Source organism: Thalassovita sp. ABM4_323, from assembly GCF_056158665.1.
Map to the genome: position 1 here is coordinate 2,805,546 of NZ_JBSWTS010000007.1, position 19,045 is coordinate 2,824,590.

Sequence of the window (19,045 nt, forward strand, 5' to 3'; positions counted from 1 at the left end):
AACAGTTTTGGCCTTTCCTGGGAACAATACATAGGATCAATGCGACCCTAGTTGAAATGGATATCAGGCAACCCTAAGGTCAGGCCTCATAGCCAGTAGATAACGAGTGCTGCGAGGGCGATTGCCGGCAGGAGGACCTTTGGGCACCTGTCGTATTGCGTTGCGATGCGCCGCCAGTCTTTAAGTCTGCCAAACATGATCTCGCATCACAGCCCGGCAGACCGGCCATCATCCGAGCAAAGATGCCCTTTTCACTCCACCGCTTCCAACGGGTATTGAGGGTCTGGTGTGGGCCATATTCCTTGGGTGCATCACGCCATCGTAACCCATTGCGATCAATGAAGATAATCCCGATTTGCACAGGCCGGTCATCCCCTCTCGGGACATTGCTGCGCAATACCCTGCCGGGCAGTGAACGCGCGGCTTGCCGTGGGGCTTTGGGAAGAAGGGTTCCAGACGAGCCATCTGCTCGTCTCTCAGCCAGAAAAGATCAGACATATTCACCGCCCGTTTTCGAACCGTGGATCACGACGAAACGCGGAAATCAATGGGTCCTGAGCCTAAGTTAGCTCTCGATTAGCTCCACATCCTGACCTGCCCCCCGAAATCTCCCGCACTTTAATGTAGAGTTTGCTCAACCTCTTGAAGGAGCAAACAAATGCGAAAGAGCCGTTTCACTGAAGCCCAGATCATTGGGATGATCAAAGAACAAGAAGCCGGGATTCCGACGGCGGAGGTGTGCCGCAAGCATGGCCTGAGCCAGGGCACGTTCTACAAATTCAAATCCAAGTATGGCGGCATGGAAGTGTCTGATGCGGCCAAGCTGAAGGCGATGGAGGACGAGAACGCCAAGCTTAAACGTCTGCTGGCCGATGCCATGCTGGACAACGTTGTGCTGAAGGATTTGCTGGGAAAGAGTTGACGACGCCGAATGAGCGGCGAGAGGCAGCGCTCAGGGCGATGCGGGATCATGACATCTCGCAACGCCGGGCCTGCCGACTTGTCGGTGTCGATCCGAAGACGGTCCGGCGTGAACGCCCGCCGGACAATCCTGAGATACGCAAGGAGATGAAGGCCGTCGCGGCCAAACGGCGTCGGTTTGGCTACCGCCGGATCGGCGTGATGCTGGAGCGCGAAGGATACGTGATGAACCACAAGAAGCTGTATCGGCTGTACACCGAGGAGAAGCTGGGCGTTCGGCGACGGCGTGGACGGAAACGGGCGCGTGGGTCTCGAACACCAATGCCAGAGGCTTTGAGGCCAGGCGAACGTTGGTCGATGGGCTTCCTGTCGGACACGTTCGGGGCATCACGCCGGTTCCGCATCCTGGCCGTCAATGACGATTGCTGCCGTGAGAACCTGTGCCTGATGGCCGACACCAGCATCTCGGGTGCCCGGGTTGCGCGTGAGTTGGATGCGCTTGTGCGTATCTATGGCAAGCCTGCCAGCATTGTCAGCGATAACGGGACTGAGTTCACAAGCCGGGCAATCCTGAAATGGGCGAACGACAACGGCGTCGACTGGCACTACATTGATCCGGGCAAGCCACAGCAGAATGCCTTCATCGAGTCATTCAACGGCAGCTTGCGCGACGAATGTCTAAATGAAGAGATGTTCGAAAGTCTGGATGATGCGCGTCGAAAACTGGCGCTCTGGCGGTACGACTACAACAACGTCAGGCCGCACTCATCTCTCGGAAACAAAACGCCCGCAGAAGCGCGCCGAACGCTTGAGCAATTTGAGAGCTCCGCGTCCGGCGCGCTTGCCCAAATTGACGACCAAGACTATGAATACCAGACCCGCAAACTCTCGTTATGAATGAGGGAGCCTCGGGGGGCAGGTCAATCCCAATACAGGAAATTCAGATAACTGTTTTAATTTGTAATTTATAGTTATTGCGTAATTTTTGCGTATCACTACCCAACAACCCCATGGGTTTTCCAAAGAACCGACCCCGCGCCAGTGTATCCTAAGCGCCCTAGCGCCCCGCCTCAGCGCGGGGCTTTTTCTTGCCGCGATACACCCACATCAAACAGACGGGCGACAAGGCGAACTGAACTGCCGCACACTTCGTAAAACTTCAACCTAAAACGAAACGGCCCGGAAACTCCGTGCTGATAATCATGCCTCATGATCAGCGCAGTTCTCATTCTGGCGGCCGTCACCGTGACCGATGGCGACACCCTTCGCGGCGGGGATCTAAAGGTTCGCCTACCCCACGCAAATCGGTCTTTTGCTGCTTACGAAGCTTGAAAGCAATTGTCCTCGCACCAATACTGTAGCAGGAGACCTACGGCATTTGGAAAATGCCGACACTCAAACCGCGATCAAGTGAATATGAAATCGTTTTCTGAATATGCAAATGACCCTCCCACGCCGAAGTTGTTGTAGTCCAGCCCAGCAAGGAGGATTGTGTGGTCAACGGTATTGACGGTTACCGTTATTACAACATCGTTCCCAACATCTGCTGAATGAGTGAGCAATTCACTCATGCTTGAAATTTCAGAAATCTCCGAGAAGTCTATTTTCTCGGTGTCACCGGCGCTGAAGTCTTCGATGCGATCATTGCCCCATTCTGGGTCAAACACGAAAATGTCTGATCCTGAATTGCCATAAAGCGTGTCATCATCATCACCGCCCTTTATGGTGTCGTTCCCTCCTCCGCCTTTGACGGTGTCATTTCCCTCGTTTCCGTCGATGCTGTCATTTCCATTCCCTGCGTTGACAGAGTCGTCATTCATACCGCCGATCAGAGTATCGTTTCCGCCCAGCCCTAACAGGATGTCTTGACCATTGCCTCCCAAAAGGTTGTTGCCGTCAGCGCTCCCTGAAATCGTGTCGTCATGGCTAGATCCGTGAACGTTTTCGATGCCCGTGATCGTGTCACCGGTAGCGTCACCACCGTTTACGACGCCAGCTGTCAAATCCACTGACACGGCGGATGGCGACGCAGAGTATACGACCGTATCAATACCGTCGCCCCCATTCAGAGAGTCTCCTCCTGCGCCGCCTTCCAAGGTGTCATTGCCAATTCCGCCGATGAGAGTATCATCCCAATTCAATCCACGAAGACTGTCATCTCCATCGCCGCCATCAAGCGTATCGTTGCCGTCGGCCCCATGCATCTGGTCATTGCCCCCGAGACCAAAAAGGCCATTGTCCGCAGTACTTCCTGTTATGGTGTCATCATTATCGGAACCATAGACATTCTCGATACCGGTGTAGGTATCGCCTTGGGCATCTCCTCCTGCCCCCGCTGCACCAGTGAAAAGGTTGACATTCACGCCTTCGGAAGAGTCGGCGTAGATAACAGCATCCGACGACCCGCTGCCACCGTTCAACTCATCTGAACCTTCATCGCCGTAAAGGGAATCCCGACCACTACCTCCGTTCAACATATCATTGCCGGACCCACCATAGAGCTTGTCGTTCCCGCTGTTGCCGGAGATTGTGTCATCTCCTTCGTCGCCGTAAAGAACGTCTCCATTTGCGCCGCCAAGGATTTGGTCCTTACCGTCGCCACCGTGAATTGTATCGTTCTGATCGCCGCCGTTGATCGTGTCGTCCCCTGCAGCGCCTTCGATGGAATCTTGATCGTCACCGCCTTCGACGAAATCGCGCCCAGATGTGCCTATGATCGTGTCCTTTCCAGCACGCCCAAACATGGTGTTGTTGCCACCGCCACCTTCCAAGAGGTCCCCACCCGCTCCGCCGTCAAGCGTGTCAGCGGCGTTGCCTCCCTTCAACGTATCAGCTCCATCTTCGCCATACAGTGTGTCGTTTTGACTGCCACCGATCAGACTGTCGTCGCCTGCACCTCCAAAAAGCTGGTCATTCTCGGATTGGCCGTTGATCGTGTCATCCCCATCCGCACCAAAGATGAGATCGTTGCCGTCTCCGCCAGACGCGTTCAAAGAGTTCGCTCCGAGCGCTGGGAGATCGCTTGCATCCAGAACCTCGTAAAGGTCCACAAGAACCTGGTAAAGGTCCACGAGATCTGCGTACAACATCCCGTGCACTTTGTCGTTGTTCACCGAGCCGGTGAAATTTCCAACCACACCAACAACATTGTACCGAACCCTCCCTAAACCCGACACTGGCAGAAACGGATCAACCAAATCCCTGATGGAATTGTTGTTTTCATCGTCTGTATCTTTGGCCATGGAGGGATGTTGCGCAGCAACAGACACTTCAAATGTTGTCCATGGTTGATTTTCTGGGTCACCTGGCGCGGAACCACCACTCGGAAAGCTACTGTAGTCAACGGTGCCAACCAAGACGTAGTTGCCCGAGTCCAAGCTACCATGAAAGTTGATGTCTCGAGTCGCCGTATCAAACTGCAAATAATTGTAGTGCTCTGCGTGGTTTGAGTCGAACAACAAAGAATGGCGCGCGCCGCCATGCGTGAGGTAGTCTAAACTTTTGAGTCCAATCCCAGTGGTATTGAACGATTCACTAAGAAAAAAGTGATACCCATTGCCCGATGATCGTGATTGTGCACCTTCAATAGTGACATTTTCCAGTTTCGCGCCGTAGGAACGGCTTACACGCAACCCGTGGGATTCAGGCAAAGTAATTGTCACATTTTTGACGGTGGCGCCCAGAGTGCCATTGAGATCGATTGTGGGTGTGCTTTGCCAACCGGCGGCAGGACCGTTGCTATAGTTATCAGCTGGTAAATACTGAATGCCGCCTGCGGACAGGTCCTGATCTACGTTTTCGTATGTGAAATTCAAGTTAGAGATTGTGACGCCGGATATCAAATCAGACGCACGGACGACTTCAGCTCCGACATCAAATTTATACGGGCTATAGTCAGCAAGCACAACATCATAGTATGTGCTGCCCTCGATAGTGACCGGGTTTATACGTACGATCTCAGTGTGGAATTCGCGTAGCTTGTCGCCTAACGGAAAGTAATTCTCGCCCTCATTTACTTTTCCATACCCAGTTTCCCCCGGCGCATCTTCTTCTTCGTGATGATAGCCAGGTTGCGGGGTAGCTCCGATATGCCCGCTCTCCTGCCAGAACATCGGCGTATCGCTGTGCGTTTCGCTGATGTAGGAGCCGTCGTTGGGGCGGGAAATGTATAGGGTATCGTTGGCTTCCAGTGTCTTCGCATTGCCTTCCTCGAAATAGGTAATGCTCGACAAACGCACGACATTGCTGTCTTTGTTGATGGCCGCGCCCATGGAAAAAGTAGGATTGCCAGAATTTACAGCGTTTTCAGAAAGAACTGCGATGGTAGGAGCAGCAACTGTACCATTGCTTTCCAAAATTGTTCCGCTTTGGCTTTCTCCTACGATCGTCACTCCGCTAAACTTTGCGACAAGGGCTCGATCAATCTTATAGGTGCCATTTTTGATAATAATTTTGTCACCTTCTCTCGCGTCCCTCAGCGCAGCTTCAATGGTTCCAGCATCATGTCCAAGTGAAATGTCTATTGTAATATCGGTCATTCTAATACAAACTCCAAAACGCAAATTTACTCTATGTACAGCAAGTAGTACCCATTTCAATTGAATTTCCTAGAGGCTAGTCCATCAATGTCAGAATCTATATCGGTCGAGCTGAAAACTATTGGAGGTGTTTTCACTTTCTACGAATGGCGTGGCACTTCAGGTGCCGATGTCATTGAAGGTTTCGACAACCAAAACAATGATATATACGGCTTGGCGGGAGCTGACATACTCAGTGGAGGAGCAGGCAGTATGCGGGCATTTCTGGCTGGGGAAGGCGGAAATGATACATTGAAAGGAGGGCTGGGGGCCGATCAGCTCGTTGGAGGGGCCGGTGCAGACCTAATGATGGGAGGGCAAGGTGACGACTGGTATTTCGTCGACAATGCGAACGACATAGTAGTTGAGCGAAGTCGCTGGGCACCAGAACGAAACGGAGATACGATTATCTCTTCAATTGACTTTTCTCTACAAGGAAGCGCGGTTGAAAACTTGAAGCTTTCTGGATTCTCGTCTCAAGGAACAGGAAACAGCTTTGCAAATGAAATTTCTGGGGACAACGGGAATGACACTCTCGACGGAGGACGGGGCATCGACTCGCTCGTTGGCGGTCTTGGAGACGACACCTACATCCTCCGCCACAAAGCCGACATAGCCGAGGAGCCGGGTGTCAACGCCCGCCAAAAATCCTTGAATGCCGCGCAAAACGGCCATGACACTGTGCTCGCCCACAACAGCTTCAAGCTGATGCTCGGGATCGAGGATATTGTTCTGCAAGACGTCCTCGGCAAGAATGGTCAGGCCGTCAATGGCCTAACGGCGATCGGCAATAATCTCGACAACCTTGTGGTGGGCAACGCGACGGACAACAGCCTCAATGGCCGCACCGGCAACGACACACTGACGGGGGGCGCGGGGGCGGATGATTTTATCTTTACCGATACGCTTGGCGCGCAACATGCGGATCTGATTACGGATTTCGCGACCCAAGAGGACCGCATCGTGATCAAAGGCGCGTTGGTCAATGTGGCCGCTGGCGTGCTGGACGACACGGCCTTTCACCTCGGGAACACGGCCCAAACCGCCGATCACCGGTTCCTGTTCGATGGCACCACGCTGCGCTATGACGCGGATGGCGATGGTGCGGGAGTTGCGGTTGATGTGGCCGTGTTCGAGGGGGCCCCGATCTTGACGGCCGATGATATTTTCATCACCTGAGGTGCTGCGCAAAGGGACATTGCCCCGCTTCAGCGCAGGGCTTTTCTTGTATCGCGTCCTCCCTCACCGCCGCAGCCCGGCCCTGATCTGCCCCCACCAGCGAAGCGGGCTGTCCAGGAACAGTGCCACGGCAAAGGCTATGATCAGCCAGGCGGGGACTTCCTGCACCACCACAGTTTGAACGTGGTCCGCCTGCACCTTGTTGCGATCGGCGGACTGGTGGATTTTGTCGGCCTCGGGGCGGACGAGCTTCTGCGTTGTGGTCTCGCTCTTGCCCAGCGTCTGGGTGTTGATCTGTCCGGCCTGCACATTCGCGGCCACATTGGGGCCGCCGCCCGTCAGGTAGGCCGGAATGCCGCTGCAGGCACCAAGGGCCATCAGCAAGGCCAGCGCGCGCCCCACCCTCTTCACATCGCCACCCTCACCATGTCGCGCAGCCGATCACCGACTTCAACCGGATCGCCGGGGCGGGTCATGCCGGGCAGCCAGGTGATGTCCCATTTCTGTTTCTGGGGGATGCCCAGCGTCGGCTGGATCTCTGCGTGGCTAAGGGTGGAGCAGCGGCTGACCGGTATGTCGTACTGCTTGCAAAGGCGCGCGGTGGTGGTGGCCAGCGCCTCGATCTGATCGCGCGTGATCGGGTACGGCCCCGAGCGAAACGGGCGTTCGCGCGCCCCAGCCATGCAGTCCACGGCCAAGCCAATGGCCCCGGTGTTCGCATTCAAGGTGTGGGATGCAGCAAGGCCGGGGGCGTAATTTACCTGGGCCAGGGGCGGGAATGTGCCGGCGACTTCGGCGCCCCCCTGGTCGATCAGGATATTGTAATGGTCCAGCTCAAGCTGAATCTCGCCATAGGCCCCAGCGGTCCAGTGCCAGTGAATCCGGTGCAGCCCAGAAATGTGGAACAAATGGCGCGGATCGGTCACGACACGATCATACATCGCCTCATTCAGGGCCGCGCGGGTGCGCCGCCCCCGAATGCCGTCAATCGGCCCAGGGTGAAACCCAAGCGCCGCCAGGCGGGCTTGCAAGTCGCGTGAGGAATATTTCATTGAACTGCACTCCAGATCAGGAAAAGAAAAAGGGCGATCAAACCGACTGCCCAAACTCGCGCCTCTTTTTTGGCCGTTGCCTTCATGGCCTCACGCTTTGTCATCGGCCTGCCCCCGCTGACCGCGCTGACGCGCGCGGAAGATTTCAATGACGAAAGACGCGATGGAGATCCCGCCCAGACCAACCACGAAACTTGCAAACCCGGCGCTGTCGCCGTTTGGCGCGATCTTGCCAATCACGGGCGACATCATCGGTTCGACCAAAGGGCCGAGGAAAATCGCACAGATGCTGCCGACGATCAGGCTCCCCAAGGCCTCACGCGGGCGTTCGCGCAGGGTGATCCAGCGGACAATGCCGCCCAAAGCTCCTGCAATTGCGGCGCGGCCCGCGTCTGTGCCAAGCCAGTGGAGGAAATCTTCCCTGTTCATGTTCGATCCTTCACACATAGAAAAACCGGGCAGCGCCCGGTTCGGTTAACGATTCAGTTTTTTGTTGCTTCAGAAGAACCCGCCCTCAGACACCTTCAGCTCAAAAAGCACCGAGGCGACGGTGTCTGCGGCGTGAATGGTAGGATCGAGGTTCATGATCGCGCCAGTGGCGGCGTCCAGGCCCGCATGGGTATCGGAAAGAACCTTCTGGCGGTTCATGTCGGCCGCAGTGCCCGTCCCGTCCGAGGATTTCCAGTCCACGATCGTCGTGTAACTGGTGTTGCTTTGGATGATGATTTCCGCGTCAAACCGGCAAACTGCGTCGCCCGCTGGCATATCAAACTGGTCCTGATAGCTTCCGAACGTATCCCATTTCAAGTTGGCTGAGGCATTGCTGCCCGTCTTCTTGAACACCTGGCGCAAATGAATGCGGCCCGATCCGATCGTTCCCAGATGATTGGCCACCTGCACCACCTTGGGAACATAGGCGTCATCGACCTCGGCGCCGGTATCGCCCGGATCCAGGTTGGTTTCGACCGCGTCAACATACAGCGTTTGCATTTCGCCCGAAGGCAGTGGCGCGAACCAGCGCACCGAGCCATCGACGGCCTCGACATTGACCCGGCGACCGACAAGGTTTGGGTTGACCGCATTGTCAGCGGCACCGTCCAGTTCGAACCGGTACAAACCCGACCCGCTGAACTCGCCTTCCGGGCCGAACAGAACGCCGTCCGACGGCAGCTTGATCCGCAACGTGCCCCGGTTCTCTACTGCGGTATCGGTTGCAGTATCGCCACAGTTAAAGCCCCGCACCGCTGTGGCGGTCGCCGCTGCAACGTCGATTGTGAAGTCCACACCGTCAAGGATTGTCACTTCGGTCTTCGGGAACCCTGCTGCGTTCTTCACAACCACCTGAGGTTCATCGAGATCGAACACGCCCGTGTCATCGAAGGCTTCAAGGGGTAAAGCGCCGTCGAAGTCGGACGCTTCGAACGTGCCGCTAGCGCCCCAGATCAGTTTGCCCTTGCTTCGACCTGCTGCGCCCTCAACAACATCACCAAAGAGCCTGTGCGTTGCGGCCTTGATCCGCGCGGTTCCGTTTACCTCGAGGGTGGCGTTGGAAAAGTCAAAAGGCGGGCCTTCGCATTCGATGTCGGGATCGGTAAGCTCCACCTTTGTCATGTCCTCTCGGCGCTTGCTGTTTGTGAAAAAGTCCTCATCAGCGTCCCCGCTCTGATATTCCGTAAAGCACATCACACCGTACTTGCAGTTGCGCACCTGCAGCTTATGGACGGTAACATCCCCCCGGAAAGCCGCGGCCTTGCCGGACGCACCCGCCACGTAGGGGGAGAAGAAGATTATGTCCTCACATCCTTGGTGCGTGTCGAGCGGGGCGTTCTCGCCACCTTCACCATAGAACCCATACACCCGTGCGCCTCGCGTGTTCGCAGCGCCAGCTACTTTCAACAGGTCTGTTTCGCCAACTGCGATACGAACGCTGTTGGTCGTGTATACGTGCCGGTTATCAATCCCGGTCAGGCCGTAAATGTGTGTGGCCAGTCCAGTGTCCGAGACGCCGTAGCCATGTTGGTCGTTTTCGGGATCATTGGCCAGATGTTCGGCGTGACACTCACGGAGCGTCAGGTTGTATGTACCGATATTCGAAATCATGGCGTCATAGCCACGCGTCTGGCGCAGGTTTTCGACCAGCCCATGGGAGTAAGGTCCGATTTTCAAGAAAGTCCCGGTCCACAGAGCGCCCCCTTGGCCAGCCGCATGGCCATCGTCGTACCAGGCGTGGACGTTCTTGAAAGCAAACTCAGCACTCATATCGGGCACGATAATGCGTGCGTTAAATGCCGTGGTGAACGCCTCAACCAGAGCCTCATCCCCCGCGCTTACCGCTGGGTGTACGCCTCTGATCTTATCGAGAGGTCGGGAGAGCACCACGTTGGTCGTGGTGCTGCCCCGGCCCACAAAGGCGTAGCGCGCCTTGCGATACTGTGTGGTCGCGCTCCCCTTGTCGCGCTGACCGGGCTCGTTCGCATCGGAGACGACCATGATCACCTGACCGGGCCGCAATGCCGTCCCCGTGTCCACGACAGGGAGGTTGGTGCTCCCCGCGACGTAATCCTCCGCCAGGTCGTAGCTTTCTATTTCTGGAGTAAAAACAAACGTGCCACCATTCGTGGACTTGCGCACCGCAGCGCCACGCCCATCAAACTTGACCGTGCCTGTGTGGGTGATTTTGCTGGTGATGTTGTAGGTGTCACCAAGCCGACCATGCACCGTCTTGCCAGATGCTTTCGACCACGCGAACGCCTCGGCCAGGCGCATGGTGTCATCCGTCTCTCCGTCGCCAGACAGCCCAAAATGCGGGCACTCGGCTTCTCCTGACGGTTCGACACCCGGCATTGCATGTACCGGATCGCCCGCCGCGCTGTTGAACGCGTAGTTCAGGCCACCGGCGGCGATGATTTCCCCATCCGGCAGGCGCCAGTCTGCCTGCAATGCGGCGCTGGCCAGCTCGCGGCTGGGGAAATCGCGCGTGATCAGGCGGTATCCCGCAGGCGCGATACCGGGTATAACGGGTGCCGTGGCGTCCCGCTGAACCTGATAGACCCAGTCATCCTTGCGCAGATGAATGATTGAGCATTCCGCCACATCAAACCCATCGCCAATGGCGTCCGTCAGGTCCGTGACGCTGGCAAAAGCGTGCTGCTGGGTGGACCCGGCGGTGCGGCCCAGCGATTGCACGTCAATGGCGCCCCCGCGCGCCGCATTGACCGCGGTGATATCCGCGCGGACGTGCTCGGGTAGGAAACAATCATCAAAATTTAGCAAGGTCAGCCCCGCCGGCATATCCTCGGCCACGAACTTCGAAAAGTCCGCTTTGGGCGCTTTTTGCAGACGGAAAGTGGTCAGGGTCCGTGGCCACAGGCGCGGCTCGACCAACCCGCTGAACTCTGTATGACCCGCGATGTAGATTTGCGACAGCGGCGCTTTCGGACCCAGGGTCAGCCCCCTGATCTGGCCGGTGGGATCAGCATTGTTCACGGCCAACGTATAGGGCTGATCCTCCCCCGCAAAAGCTGGTAGCCAGACCTTCAGCCGCGCGGCAGGCTGTTCAACCACAAGGCTGACTGCCTTGGTGATCTCATCCGTGGCCGTCTTGGTCTGCACCCCGTCCAGATCGAACACCACAGGCGCGCCGCCCACCACGCTGCCGATAGTGACCGTATCCGCGTCCCCCGTGGTCGGATCGAACGGCATCTCGGCGGCGAGATGATACAACTCGCCATCAATGATCGTGGCGGCCTGACCAAGCCCCGCATAGTGCAGTGCATCCGATCGAATGCCGGGGTCATGACCCAACGAGACATCCGCGAAGCGCCGCCCGTATTCGTCGATTCCCAGACCCGTGGCGTGAATACCGTCGCCCTGCAGCTCCAGACCGGCCGCGCTGACCAGGCGCAGGTTGTCATAGCAGCCCGAGGCCACCAGCCGCGCCCATTCCCGGTTCGCCCGGTGAGCGGTGCCACCATCGGCCTCACGCATCACCTCGCCAAAGATCAGCCCGGTGCGCGCATCACACCAGCTTTGCGCTCGCCAGCCTTCGATCAATTCGCCGAACCGTTCCTCGCTGATGGTGTAGAGAGGCCCCAGATCCGACCAGTCCTCGCCATGGACCATCCCGATGAAATCAGCCGTATCTTTGTCCGCCACCAGCGCGCCGGATGCAGCCGCCAGCGCCGCCGTCATCGCCGCATCAAAGGTGGTGAAGTTCTCGCCGCCGGGCAGGTGCGTGGCCAGACCGGAGCCACCCACCGGCTCGTTCACGATCAGCACAGGGCGGCGCAATTCCGTTGCCAGACGCTTGGCCCAGGAAAAGGCCACGGACGCGATCTGGCCAGCGGTTGCAAAGGGTTCCGCCCCCAGCTGCGCGGGAACGATTTCTCCAGCAACATGATCCCAGGCGAAAACATCCGGGTGGGTGGACAGATCGCCCCCGGTCTGGCCTGCGTTCTCACCTGCATTGGACTGGCCCGTCATACCGATCACGATGGCCTCGGGGGCGTACCAGCCCGGTCCGACGCGCACCTTGCGGGTGCTCAACGGCTCGGTCGCACCAAAGGACACCCAGCCCATCGCTCCCAAGGCCGTCAGCGATTGCAGAGACCCGACAAAAGCAGCAACTCCACCATCATTGCGGTAGACATCAACACCACTGTCAGCCACCACCACGAAAGTGTCACCATCGGCAGTCGCCGCCAGACCTTCAACCGCGCTGGACACCACCGAGGACGCCGCAGAGATTGCCGCCAGCTGCGCCGCATCGACCAGTGAATGAATCCCGTCGATCTGGCCATCATTGGCCTTGCTGTCCAGCGCCACATTGATCTGGCGTTCGGCCTCGGTCCAGGACCCGGTCTTTGGGTTCACGCCGGTGACCGGCAGGCTAATTTTAGACCCCTTCATATCGGGCCTCCTGTCGTTGTTGACTGCAATAAAAAAGCCGCCCAACTGGACGGCCCAAAGTTAGACGATTGTCAGCGTAATCGGCCCGCTTGGCGTCCCCGCTGCGCCAGTCTGTGCGACGGCCACGACCCAGAAACTGGCCGGACCTGATGGCAGCGGATTCCCACCACCCGGATCGCCCGCTGTGATCGAGAACGCCGCCCCGGCGGTGCAGGCGATTACCTCGGTGACGGCGACCGCGTCTTCGAATCCTTCGCCCGCCTCGGCGCGGTAGACCTGGACGCCTTGCAAGACGCTGGTATCAGGGGCCGTGCCGTCAAACGAGGCCTCGCCCGTTCCCGCGACACCCGTGACTCCGCTCAAATTCAGGCCGTAATATACGCCCGTGATTTCCACCCAATCCGAAGCCCCGGATTGCGCCACCGCGCGCACCCGGATGCTGTGGGCAATGTCGATCCCAGCGGCGGGCAGGTAGCCAAAGACCTGATCGTTTTCATCGCGCAAAGCCGCGTCAATGCTGCCCCCGGCGGCATAGCCCTCAGCCCCAAGCGCCCAATCCCAGGCATAGAACTCGACACCGCTGGACGTGGATGGGTCAAAAGCAAAGCGCAGACGCGGCACGATGCTGCCACCCGTATCCAGATCCACGCCAGCGCCGCTGGTGATCGTAATCGCGCCAGGCGGCGCAACCCCGCCCCGGCTGGCGTCATAGACCGGGTCCTCGATGTCCATTTCATCGACCTCGGGGTCCCATTCAAAGATCGCGGGCGAGGTCTCGATCATCTCGATCGGGCAGCGCATAGCCACGCCCGAGCCTCCCACCGGGTCCAGTGCAGGGTGAATGCTGGTCACCTCATAGGTTCCGTCACGCGTGCTGAAGGGGCTGGGCAAGCTGACCTGCGCGACCGAGCCTGCGATGCACCGAAATGCCGCCGGGGGCGCCACACCGCCAAGGGTTCGCTGCCGTCGCGCCTTCATCCCCAGTATCTTGCGGCACCGCTGCGCCTGCGTCGCGGAACCGGCCCATTCCAGATCATAGGTGACAACAGAAGGCACACCCCCATCCGCCTCCTGCGCACCGGGTATATCCCAGACCGGCAGTTCAGCGGATTCGTACTCACGCGCGGCACTGACATAGGTGGCACGGATCTGCGTTGGCAGGTCCTCGCCACGCTTCAGGCTGGAACAGGTCATGTAGTCCAGCAAATCGTCCAGCGTGTAGGCCACCCCGTCCCAGACACCCGTTGTGACCCCCAGGCGCCCACCCGTGCGCACGAAATCCGCCGCACCGGCCAGCATCATCGGGGCCAGAAGATCCTCCAGCTCGGACCCGTTGAAGATCAGGGTCCCATGCGCGCGATACCGCGCCTCTGAACCGCCGGATTTGAGGCTGACCAGCTCGTCCGCCTTGTCTGCCGCCACCTCCCATTGCGACAGGTTCAGGTTGCGCGCCTGAAACGGGCGCACAGGGTTCTGACGCAGCGCATCCAACACGCAAAGCCGGTGATTGTCCGACCAGGTCCAGGTCGCGGGGTCATCCGCATCCTGCGCACCGTCGCGCGGGTCCCAGACCTTGGAGAATTTGCCCTCCAGTTCGGCATAGGGCGGGCTGTTGGGCCAGCGATCATTGCGCTGACCGCCGTCGCCCGCAGCCATGACAGCCCAGACCACGGTGCAGCCCCGGCCTGCATCGCTTTCCTTGAACAGCTGCGGATCCGCGACCGCCCAAGGGGCCGCCGCAAGGATCGCCGATGGCGGCTGGGTCTGATCCCCGCGCCCGATCCAGACGGTCAGGTGATCGACAAAGGGGCTGTTGCTGGCCGAGGCCCCCGCCTCGGCAAAATCATAGGGATCGCCCGACAGCGGTACACGGCGCTTGTCCAGCAACAGGTCGAACGAACCCTCGCTTTCGCGACTGTTGAACAGCCAGCATACATACAGTTTATCCCCCACCACGCGCTGCGCCAGGGGCGTTCCGACTGCACGGGTCTGGCCATAGACAAACCGCTTCAAGGGCAGCGACGAAGGCAGCGAGAGCTCGGCCAGCTGCTGTTGCGAGCCACCGCTCCGCGAAAGCGCCCGCGCTGCGGAATTGAGCAATTCCGACCCGGCCAGATTGACAAGCGCCCCGGCAAAGGTCAGACCGCCACCCGCTGCCGTCAGCGATACGCCGAACAGGGTCGTTTGCCCCGCCATCGCGGGACCAAGCGCCGAAATCAGTGCAACCATGCGCCCAAAGCATCCCTTGCAATCGTGTATCCAGTTTCCGCCGGCACAATCCATGCGCCGGGCTGCACGCAGACCGCACAGGCAAAGCCGAACACCGCGCCGGGGTTGCGGACATAGCCGACCGCCCCAGTCACAACTGCGCCAGGACGATAGCCCTGCGCCGCCACGGTGGCGGCAAAGTTCTGTTCCCAGCCCCCCGCCCTGCGGATCCGGCGCAGCGCCTGCCTGGGCGTCTGGTATTGCGAGACGGCCAGGCCCATCGGGCTGCGCCCGCCCGCGCGACAAACGATCAGATCCACGGCCAGCGCACAGTCCAGCCAGCCGCGCGGCGGCGGCGCGGTCAGAACGACCTCGGCAGCGGCCACGATGGTTTGTGGTGTCACGCGGCGGGCCACGTGGGTGGGTTGACCCGGGCCAGCTCGGACAGAGCGGCGTGACGCATGATCGTGTCACCGGGAAAAGCGGCCTGCTGGTCCTCGTCGGAATGGGTCGCTGAAAGCGCCATGCGCACACACGGGCCACTGTTGATGACCAAGGTGAAGGCCGGGACCAGCCCCTCGCCCTCCTCGCGATAGTCCAGTTCATTGGCGTCGATATAGCCCGACATCAGCTCGACCGGCTCGCCGATCAGCACACTGCCTGCGCGCTCGGTGACCAGCGCCAGATAAATCTGAACGTCGCGATTGCGCGCAGGCTGGTCGATCTGCCCAAGAATGTCTTCGATCGTGCCCAGAACATACAGGCTGGCCTCGGTCGGGACAGCACCGCCCATGGCCTCGGACGGGATCTTGCCACCACCGAACGGGCCGACCCCCAGCCAGTTCTGCCCACCCCAGTTGATCGTCCCCTTGCCGCTATGGGCGAAGACCGCGCCGTCAGGCCAATCCACATGCACCATCAGCACCGGGTGAAAGCCGTCGACCATCAGAGCGTCATAGGTGGCCTGTTCAATTCCGCGCGTCAATGCCATGGGTCCACCTCCACAAAGCCGTCAGTCTCATCTTCAAAGACCTCGCGCAGCTGGAACGTATAGGTCCAGTCCCCGCGCATCTGTTGAACCGCCCGCAAGGCGTTGGCGTTCTCAACCTCATAGACCACGCTTTCGCGGAACCCGATCAGCACGGCGCCATCGGGCAAGGCTGCGTCCAGGTACAAAACCGCCATGCCCGTTGCATCGGAGGTCGCAACGCGCATCACGCGCGCCGTATGAGCGGCCTCGGCCTCATCAACCACCCGGACCACCTCGGACGGCCAGGCGATCCGCCGGTTCTTGGGCAGACCCGTACAATAGAGGACCGGCATGCCCTCCAGGATGCCCGCCGTACCCGACACAGGCGCACCCACGACCCAATCCATCCCCGAGCCACCATTGGTCCAGTTCAGCGAGCTGCCACCATACGTCCAGTCCATCGGGCGCTCGCCGCGTAGAAGCCCGAGCCCGCGTACATCCCCCCGGTAATTTGGCGAACAAAGCGCCAGGCGCACCAGGTTGATGCCGCCCCCAAGTTGACGCTTCAGCATCTCGATATAACCCGCGCCACCACCATCCGGACCGATCCCCGATGTGATGGCCGTCGCCACGCGCCGGGCGGTTTGGGCCGCGCTGGCATACCGTCTACCAGTCAGGACCGACCGGGAGAGCGAGATCGGCGCATCGATCGTGTTTTCGTAGCCATGCAGCCCAAGCGGCGGCCATGCAATCACATGTACCATTCAGATCATCCGGTTCCCAAAGGTCTTGGTTTTTGACATCGAGCGTTCAACGGCCACGACAGCGCCCTGAACGGCCCTCTGGTGGATGCCCGGCATGGCCTGCCGGATCCCCTGAACCACCGCTTCCTGGGCGAGTTGGTAGACTGCCTGATCACCATTGGCCCCGTCGAGACTGATGAACAATTCCATGTGGCTGTTGCCCACCGCCTGGGCGATGCCCGCCCCGGCCGCCGAACCGCCCATGTTCAGGTTGGGGGATTTCATGTCAAAAATGCGCTCATTGGGGTGCACCATGGCTAGGAAGCCACCCTTGCCATCCAAGCCACCCGCGCGCGCGCCGGCCCCCGTATCCCCCCCGCCCTCAAAGCTTAGCAGCCCACCAAGCCAGTTCATCAGGCCACCACCGGAACTGGAACTTGCAAAGCTGCTGAACGCGCGTTGCGCCTGCAACCGTGCGATTTGCAACAACAGGCTGGAAAGGGCGGATTTGGCCGAATCCGAACCACCCATTATGCCCATGAACAGGTCCGTCATCGCATCGGCGCCGCGCTGCGCGTTCTCTTGCATGCGCTCTAGCCGATCCGAGGCCAGCTCGGCCCCGTGGGCGGCCTCGACATAGGCCCCGGCCAGCCGGTCAACCTGTTCTGTTAGCTCGGGCGTGATATCTTTGCCAGCGCGCTGAGCCGCGACCAGCAACTCGGCCCGCTTTCTGGCAAAATCGATAGAGCGCGCGTAGTCCTTGCCTGCCACGGCGACCAGCTGCAGCGCCGCGGCCTCTGCCTCCAGCGCCGCGATCTCGTGTTGCAGATCCTTGAGGTCGTCCGCGAAGCTGCGTCTACCCGCACCACCGCCCACCGAGATTGGGCCCCCTTCGCCCAACATGGGCGGGGCTGCCTTTGGTCTAAGTGATACGGTCGGCGCGAGGCCCTGTAGCTCTGCAGGCAGCGGGGGCAATGGCGGAGATGGCATATCGCCAAATACTGTTTTCCCTCCACCGAGCGCGGCTTTCTTTATACTTGCCGCTGCACTTGCAGCCCGGTCCAATAGCCCAAGAATTCCACCAACCTGCTTCTTAGCATTGTCCAGTGAAATACCATCTATATCTTCAATCTTCTTTAAGGCTCCATCCGCGGCGACACCGGCCTCACGCAACCTGTCTCGCAGACCTTTTGCGTCCCCCTTACCTGTCGCAGCCTCGCGCGCTATTGCCTCAAGCAGGTCAATTACATCATCCAACGCATCCGCCGCTTGATGATCACCCACCAGATCCAGAATCTCCACCACGAGCAGCAACTCGTTCCGAAGATCGGCAGCGCTGTCAACCAATCGATCATTGGTTTGGGCCAAAACATCAACATGTTTGGCCGCCTTTGCGGCCGCACCTCCATTTTCGGACAGCGCTTCGGCCACAGATGCGTCCCCAGTCAATGCGCCAGCCTGATTGGCCATGCTGCCCCCAATACCAGAGAACGCCGCCGTGATTTCTTTACCCCCCTCGCCATAGGCCGCGATGACTTCAGCCACGGCGACGACCGCCTCCTTTCCGACTCTCTTGATTGAGGTCCCTATGTCATTGAATTTTCGATCCAGCTCATCCGCCTTTTGGATCATTTCCTGATCCATAATCGCCCCAACCTCATGAGCGCGCAACACAGCTTGGCGCAGGCCCTGTTCACCCTGGGCGATCAACTCCACGAAACGCTCGCCCGCGGATCCGCCGAACACCTCGTCAGCGATGCGGATCTGCGCGGCATCGTCCATATTTTCCAGACGCCCGATGATGTCCAACAACAGCTCGGACGGGTCCTTCAGCGCCGCACTGAGCGCCGCCCCAGTATAGCCCAGACGCTCGAACGCCTCGGCAGCTGCTCCTTTGCCTGTGACCACGAATTCATCAGCCCGCAGGTTCAACTCCTTCAGGCCGTCGATCATCTGATCCAAGCCGATCCGGTTCTGCTCGGCCACGTATTTCCATTCCTGGAAGGCCTCGGCATCCACGCCAGAGCGTTTTGCCTGGTCACCGATCTCGGCAATCCCGCGCACGACATCGCGGGCCCGCGTTGCGATCTCGCCAATCCCACCGGCCAGCACCGCCCCCACGGCGCCGCCAATGTAGGTTTTCATCGAGGCCCCGACCCGCGCCATGCTGCGATCAAAGCTTGCCTCGATGCCGCGATTCATCCGCTCGACCTGGCGCATGGATTGGCGCGAATGCTTGTTCCAGTTCTTCTCCATCTTTACCGCCGCCTTGTTCATGCGGTTTTCCAGACGGACAAGCTGCTTTAGAACAGCTTCTTCGGTCACAGACAGCTCAAGATCCAGACCGTCACCCTTCGAATTCTGAGACATCAAAAGCCCTCAATGCCCAATTCGCGCAGCCAATCGCTGCGATCCTCGGGTTCGTTTCCGTTCACCAGTACCAGAAATTGCCAAAGCGAAAGCCGATCGACCTCGCTGGGCGGCAGT

The 19,045-nt window shown here is 59.2% G+C and carries 12 protein-coding genes and 2 pseudogenes; 2 read left to right on the forward strand and 12 right to left on the reverse strand.

Annotated elements, in window-relative coordinates; translation table 11 throughout:
* Positions 1–86: 86 nt before the first annotated feature.
* Both ACXADQ_RS16230 and ACXADQ_RS16235 read right to left on the reverse strand, forming a co-directional pair.
* A pseudogene (locus ACXADQ_RS16230) lies at positions 87–203 on the reverse strand (IS5/IS1182 family transposase); the annotation flags it as partial.
* A 14-nt stretch (positions 204–217) separates the two neighbouring features.
* A pseudogene (locus ACXADQ_RS16235) lies at positions 218–498 on the reverse strand (transposase); the annotation flags it as partial.
* A 160-nt stretch (positions 499–658) separates the two neighbouring features.
* On the opposite strand from ACXADQ_RS16235, the gene ACXADQ_RS16240 reads away from it, so the two are divergent.
* Positions 659–1,818 (forward strand): IS3 family transposase gene (locus ACXADQ_RS16240; protein WP_475323189.1). Its coding sequence is split into 2 segments (ribosomal slippage): positions 659–908 and positions 908–1,818, totalling 1,161 coding nucleotides; the frame shifts between segments, so codons are not numbered across the junction.
* A gap of 509 nt (positions 1,819–2,327) precedes the next feature.
* Here ACXADQ_RS16240 and ACXADQ_RS16245 read toward each other — a convergent pair.
* Positions 2,328–5,459, reverse strand: a complete 3,132-nt coding sequence (locus ACXADQ_RS16245) for a calcium-binding protein (RefSeq protein WP_475323192.1) — start codon at positions 5,457–5,459, stop codon at positions 2,328–2,330.
* Between the two features lie 87 nt (positions 5,460–5,546).
* Between ACXADQ_RS16245 and ACXADQ_RS16250 the strand changes: the two genes are divergently transcribed.
* Complete coding sequence (locus ACXADQ_RS16250; RefSeq protein ID WP_475323194.1) at positions 5,547–6,677, forward strand: calcium-binding protein; 1,131 nt, start codon at positions 5,547–5,549, stop codon at positions 6,675–6,677.
* A gap of 63 nt (positions 6,678–6,740) precedes the next feature.
* On the opposite strand, the gene ACXADQ_RS16255 is transcribed toward ACXADQ_RS16250, so the two are convergent.
* The 9 genes from ACXADQ_RS16255 to ACXADQ_RS16295 form a co-directional block, all read right to left on the reverse strand.
* Positions 6,741–7,088 (reverse strand): bacteriophage spanin2 family protein, encoded by a 348-nt coding sequence (locus tag ACXADQ_RS16255; protein WP_475323197.1) that lies wholly within the window; start codon positions 7,086–7,088, stop codon positions 6,741–6,743.
* Positions 7,085–7,729, reverse strand: a complete 645-nt coding sequence (locus ACXADQ_RS16260; RefSeq protein WP_475323199.1) for an N-acetylmuramoyl-L-alanine amidase — start codon at positions 7,727–7,729, stop codon at positions 7,085–7,087. The genes ACXADQ_RS16255 and ACXADQ_RS16260 overlap by 4 nt, the downstream gene beginning before the upstream one ends.
* Before the next feature lie 90 nt (positions 7,730–7,819).
* Positions 7,820–8,158: a hypothetical protein gene (locus tag ACXADQ_RS16265; protein WP_475323201.1), complete on the reverse strand. Its 339-nt coding sequence runs from the start codon at positions 8,156–8,158 to the stop codon at positions 7,820–7,822.
* Positions 8,159–8,227: 69 nt separating this feature from the next.
* A complete protein-coding gene (locus ACXADQ_RS16270; protein ID WP_475323203.1) occupies positions 8,228–12,637 on the reverse strand; it encodes a hypothetical protein in 4,410 nt (1,469 codons plus the stop codon).
* A gap of 60 nt (positions 12,638–12,697) precedes the next feature.
* Complete coding sequence (locus ACXADQ_RS16275; protein WP_475323207.1) at positions 12,698–14,866, reverse strand: phage tail protein; 2,169 nt, start codon at positions 14,864–14,866, stop codon at positions 12,698–12,700.
* Positions 14,854–15,249 (reverse strand): DUF6950 family protein, encoded by a 396-nt coding sequence (locus ACXADQ_RS16280; protein WP_475323211.1) that lies wholly within the window; start codon positions 15,247–15,249, stop codon positions 14,854–14,856. The genes ACXADQ_RS16275 and ACXADQ_RS16280 overlap by 13 nt, the downstream gene beginning before the upstream one ends.
* A complete protein-coding gene (locus tag ACXADQ_RS16285) occupies positions 15,246–15,836 on the reverse strand; it encodes a hypothetical protein (RefSeq protein WP_475323215.1) in 591 nt (196 codons plus the stop codon). Before ACXADQ_RS16285 ends, ACXADQ_RS16280 begins: the two co-directional genes overlap by 4 nt.
* Positions 15,827–16,579: a hypothetical protein gene (locus ACXADQ_RS16290; protein WP_475323218.1), complete on the reverse strand. Its 753-nt coding sequence runs from the start codon at positions 16,577–16,579 to the stop codon at positions 15,827–15,829. Before ACXADQ_RS16290 ends, ACXADQ_RS16285 begins: the two co-directional genes overlap by 10 nt.
* Positions 16,580–18,928, reverse strand: coding sequence for a hypothetical protein (locus ACXADQ_RS16295; protein ID WP_475323220.1), 2,349 nt, complete (start codon positions 18,926–18,928; stop codon positions 16,580–16,582). It abuts the gene before it with no gap.
* Between the last annotated feature and the right edge of the window lie 117 nt (positions 18,929–19,045).

Bases quoted from the DNA above. Each gene is read 5' to 3' on its own strand.
- ACXADQ_RS16245 (WP_475323192.1), bottom strand. From the start codon at position 5,459: ATGACCGATATTACAATAGACATTTCACTTGGACATGATGCTGGAACC.
- ACXADQ_RS16250 (WP_475323194.1), top strand. From the start codon at position 5,547: ATGTCAGAATCTATATCGGTCGAGCTGAAAACTATTGGAGGTGTTTTC.
- ACXADQ_RS16260 (WP_475323199.1), bottom strand. From the start codon at position 7,729: ATGAAATATTCCTCACGCGACTTGCAAGCCCGCCTGGCGGCGCTTGGG.
- ACXADQ_RS16265 (WP_475323201.1), bottom strand. From the start codon at position 8,158: ATGAACAGGGAAGATTTCCTCCACTGGCTTGGCACAGACGCGGGCCGC.
- ACXADQ_RS16270 (WP_475323203.1), bottom strand. From the start codon at position 12,637: ATGAAGGGGTCTAAAATTAGCCTGCCGGTCACCGGCGTGAACCCAAAG.
- ACXADQ_RS16275 (WP_475323207.1), bottom strand. From the start codon at position 14,866: ATGGTTGCACTGATTTCGGCGCTTGGTCCCGCGATGGCGGGGCAAACG.
- ACXADQ_RS16285 (WP_475323215.1), bottom strand. From the start codon at position 15,836: ATGGCATTGACGCGCGGAATTGAACAGGCCACCTATGACGCTCTGATG.
- ACXADQ_RS16290 (WP_475323218.1), bottom strand. From the start codon at position 16,579: ATGGTACATGTGATTGCATGGCCGCCGCTTGGGCTGCATGGCTACGAA.
- ACXADQ_RS16295 (WP_475323220.1), bottom strand. From the start codon at position 18,928: ATGTCTCAGAATTCGAAGGGTGACGGTCTGGATCTTGAGCTGTCTGTG.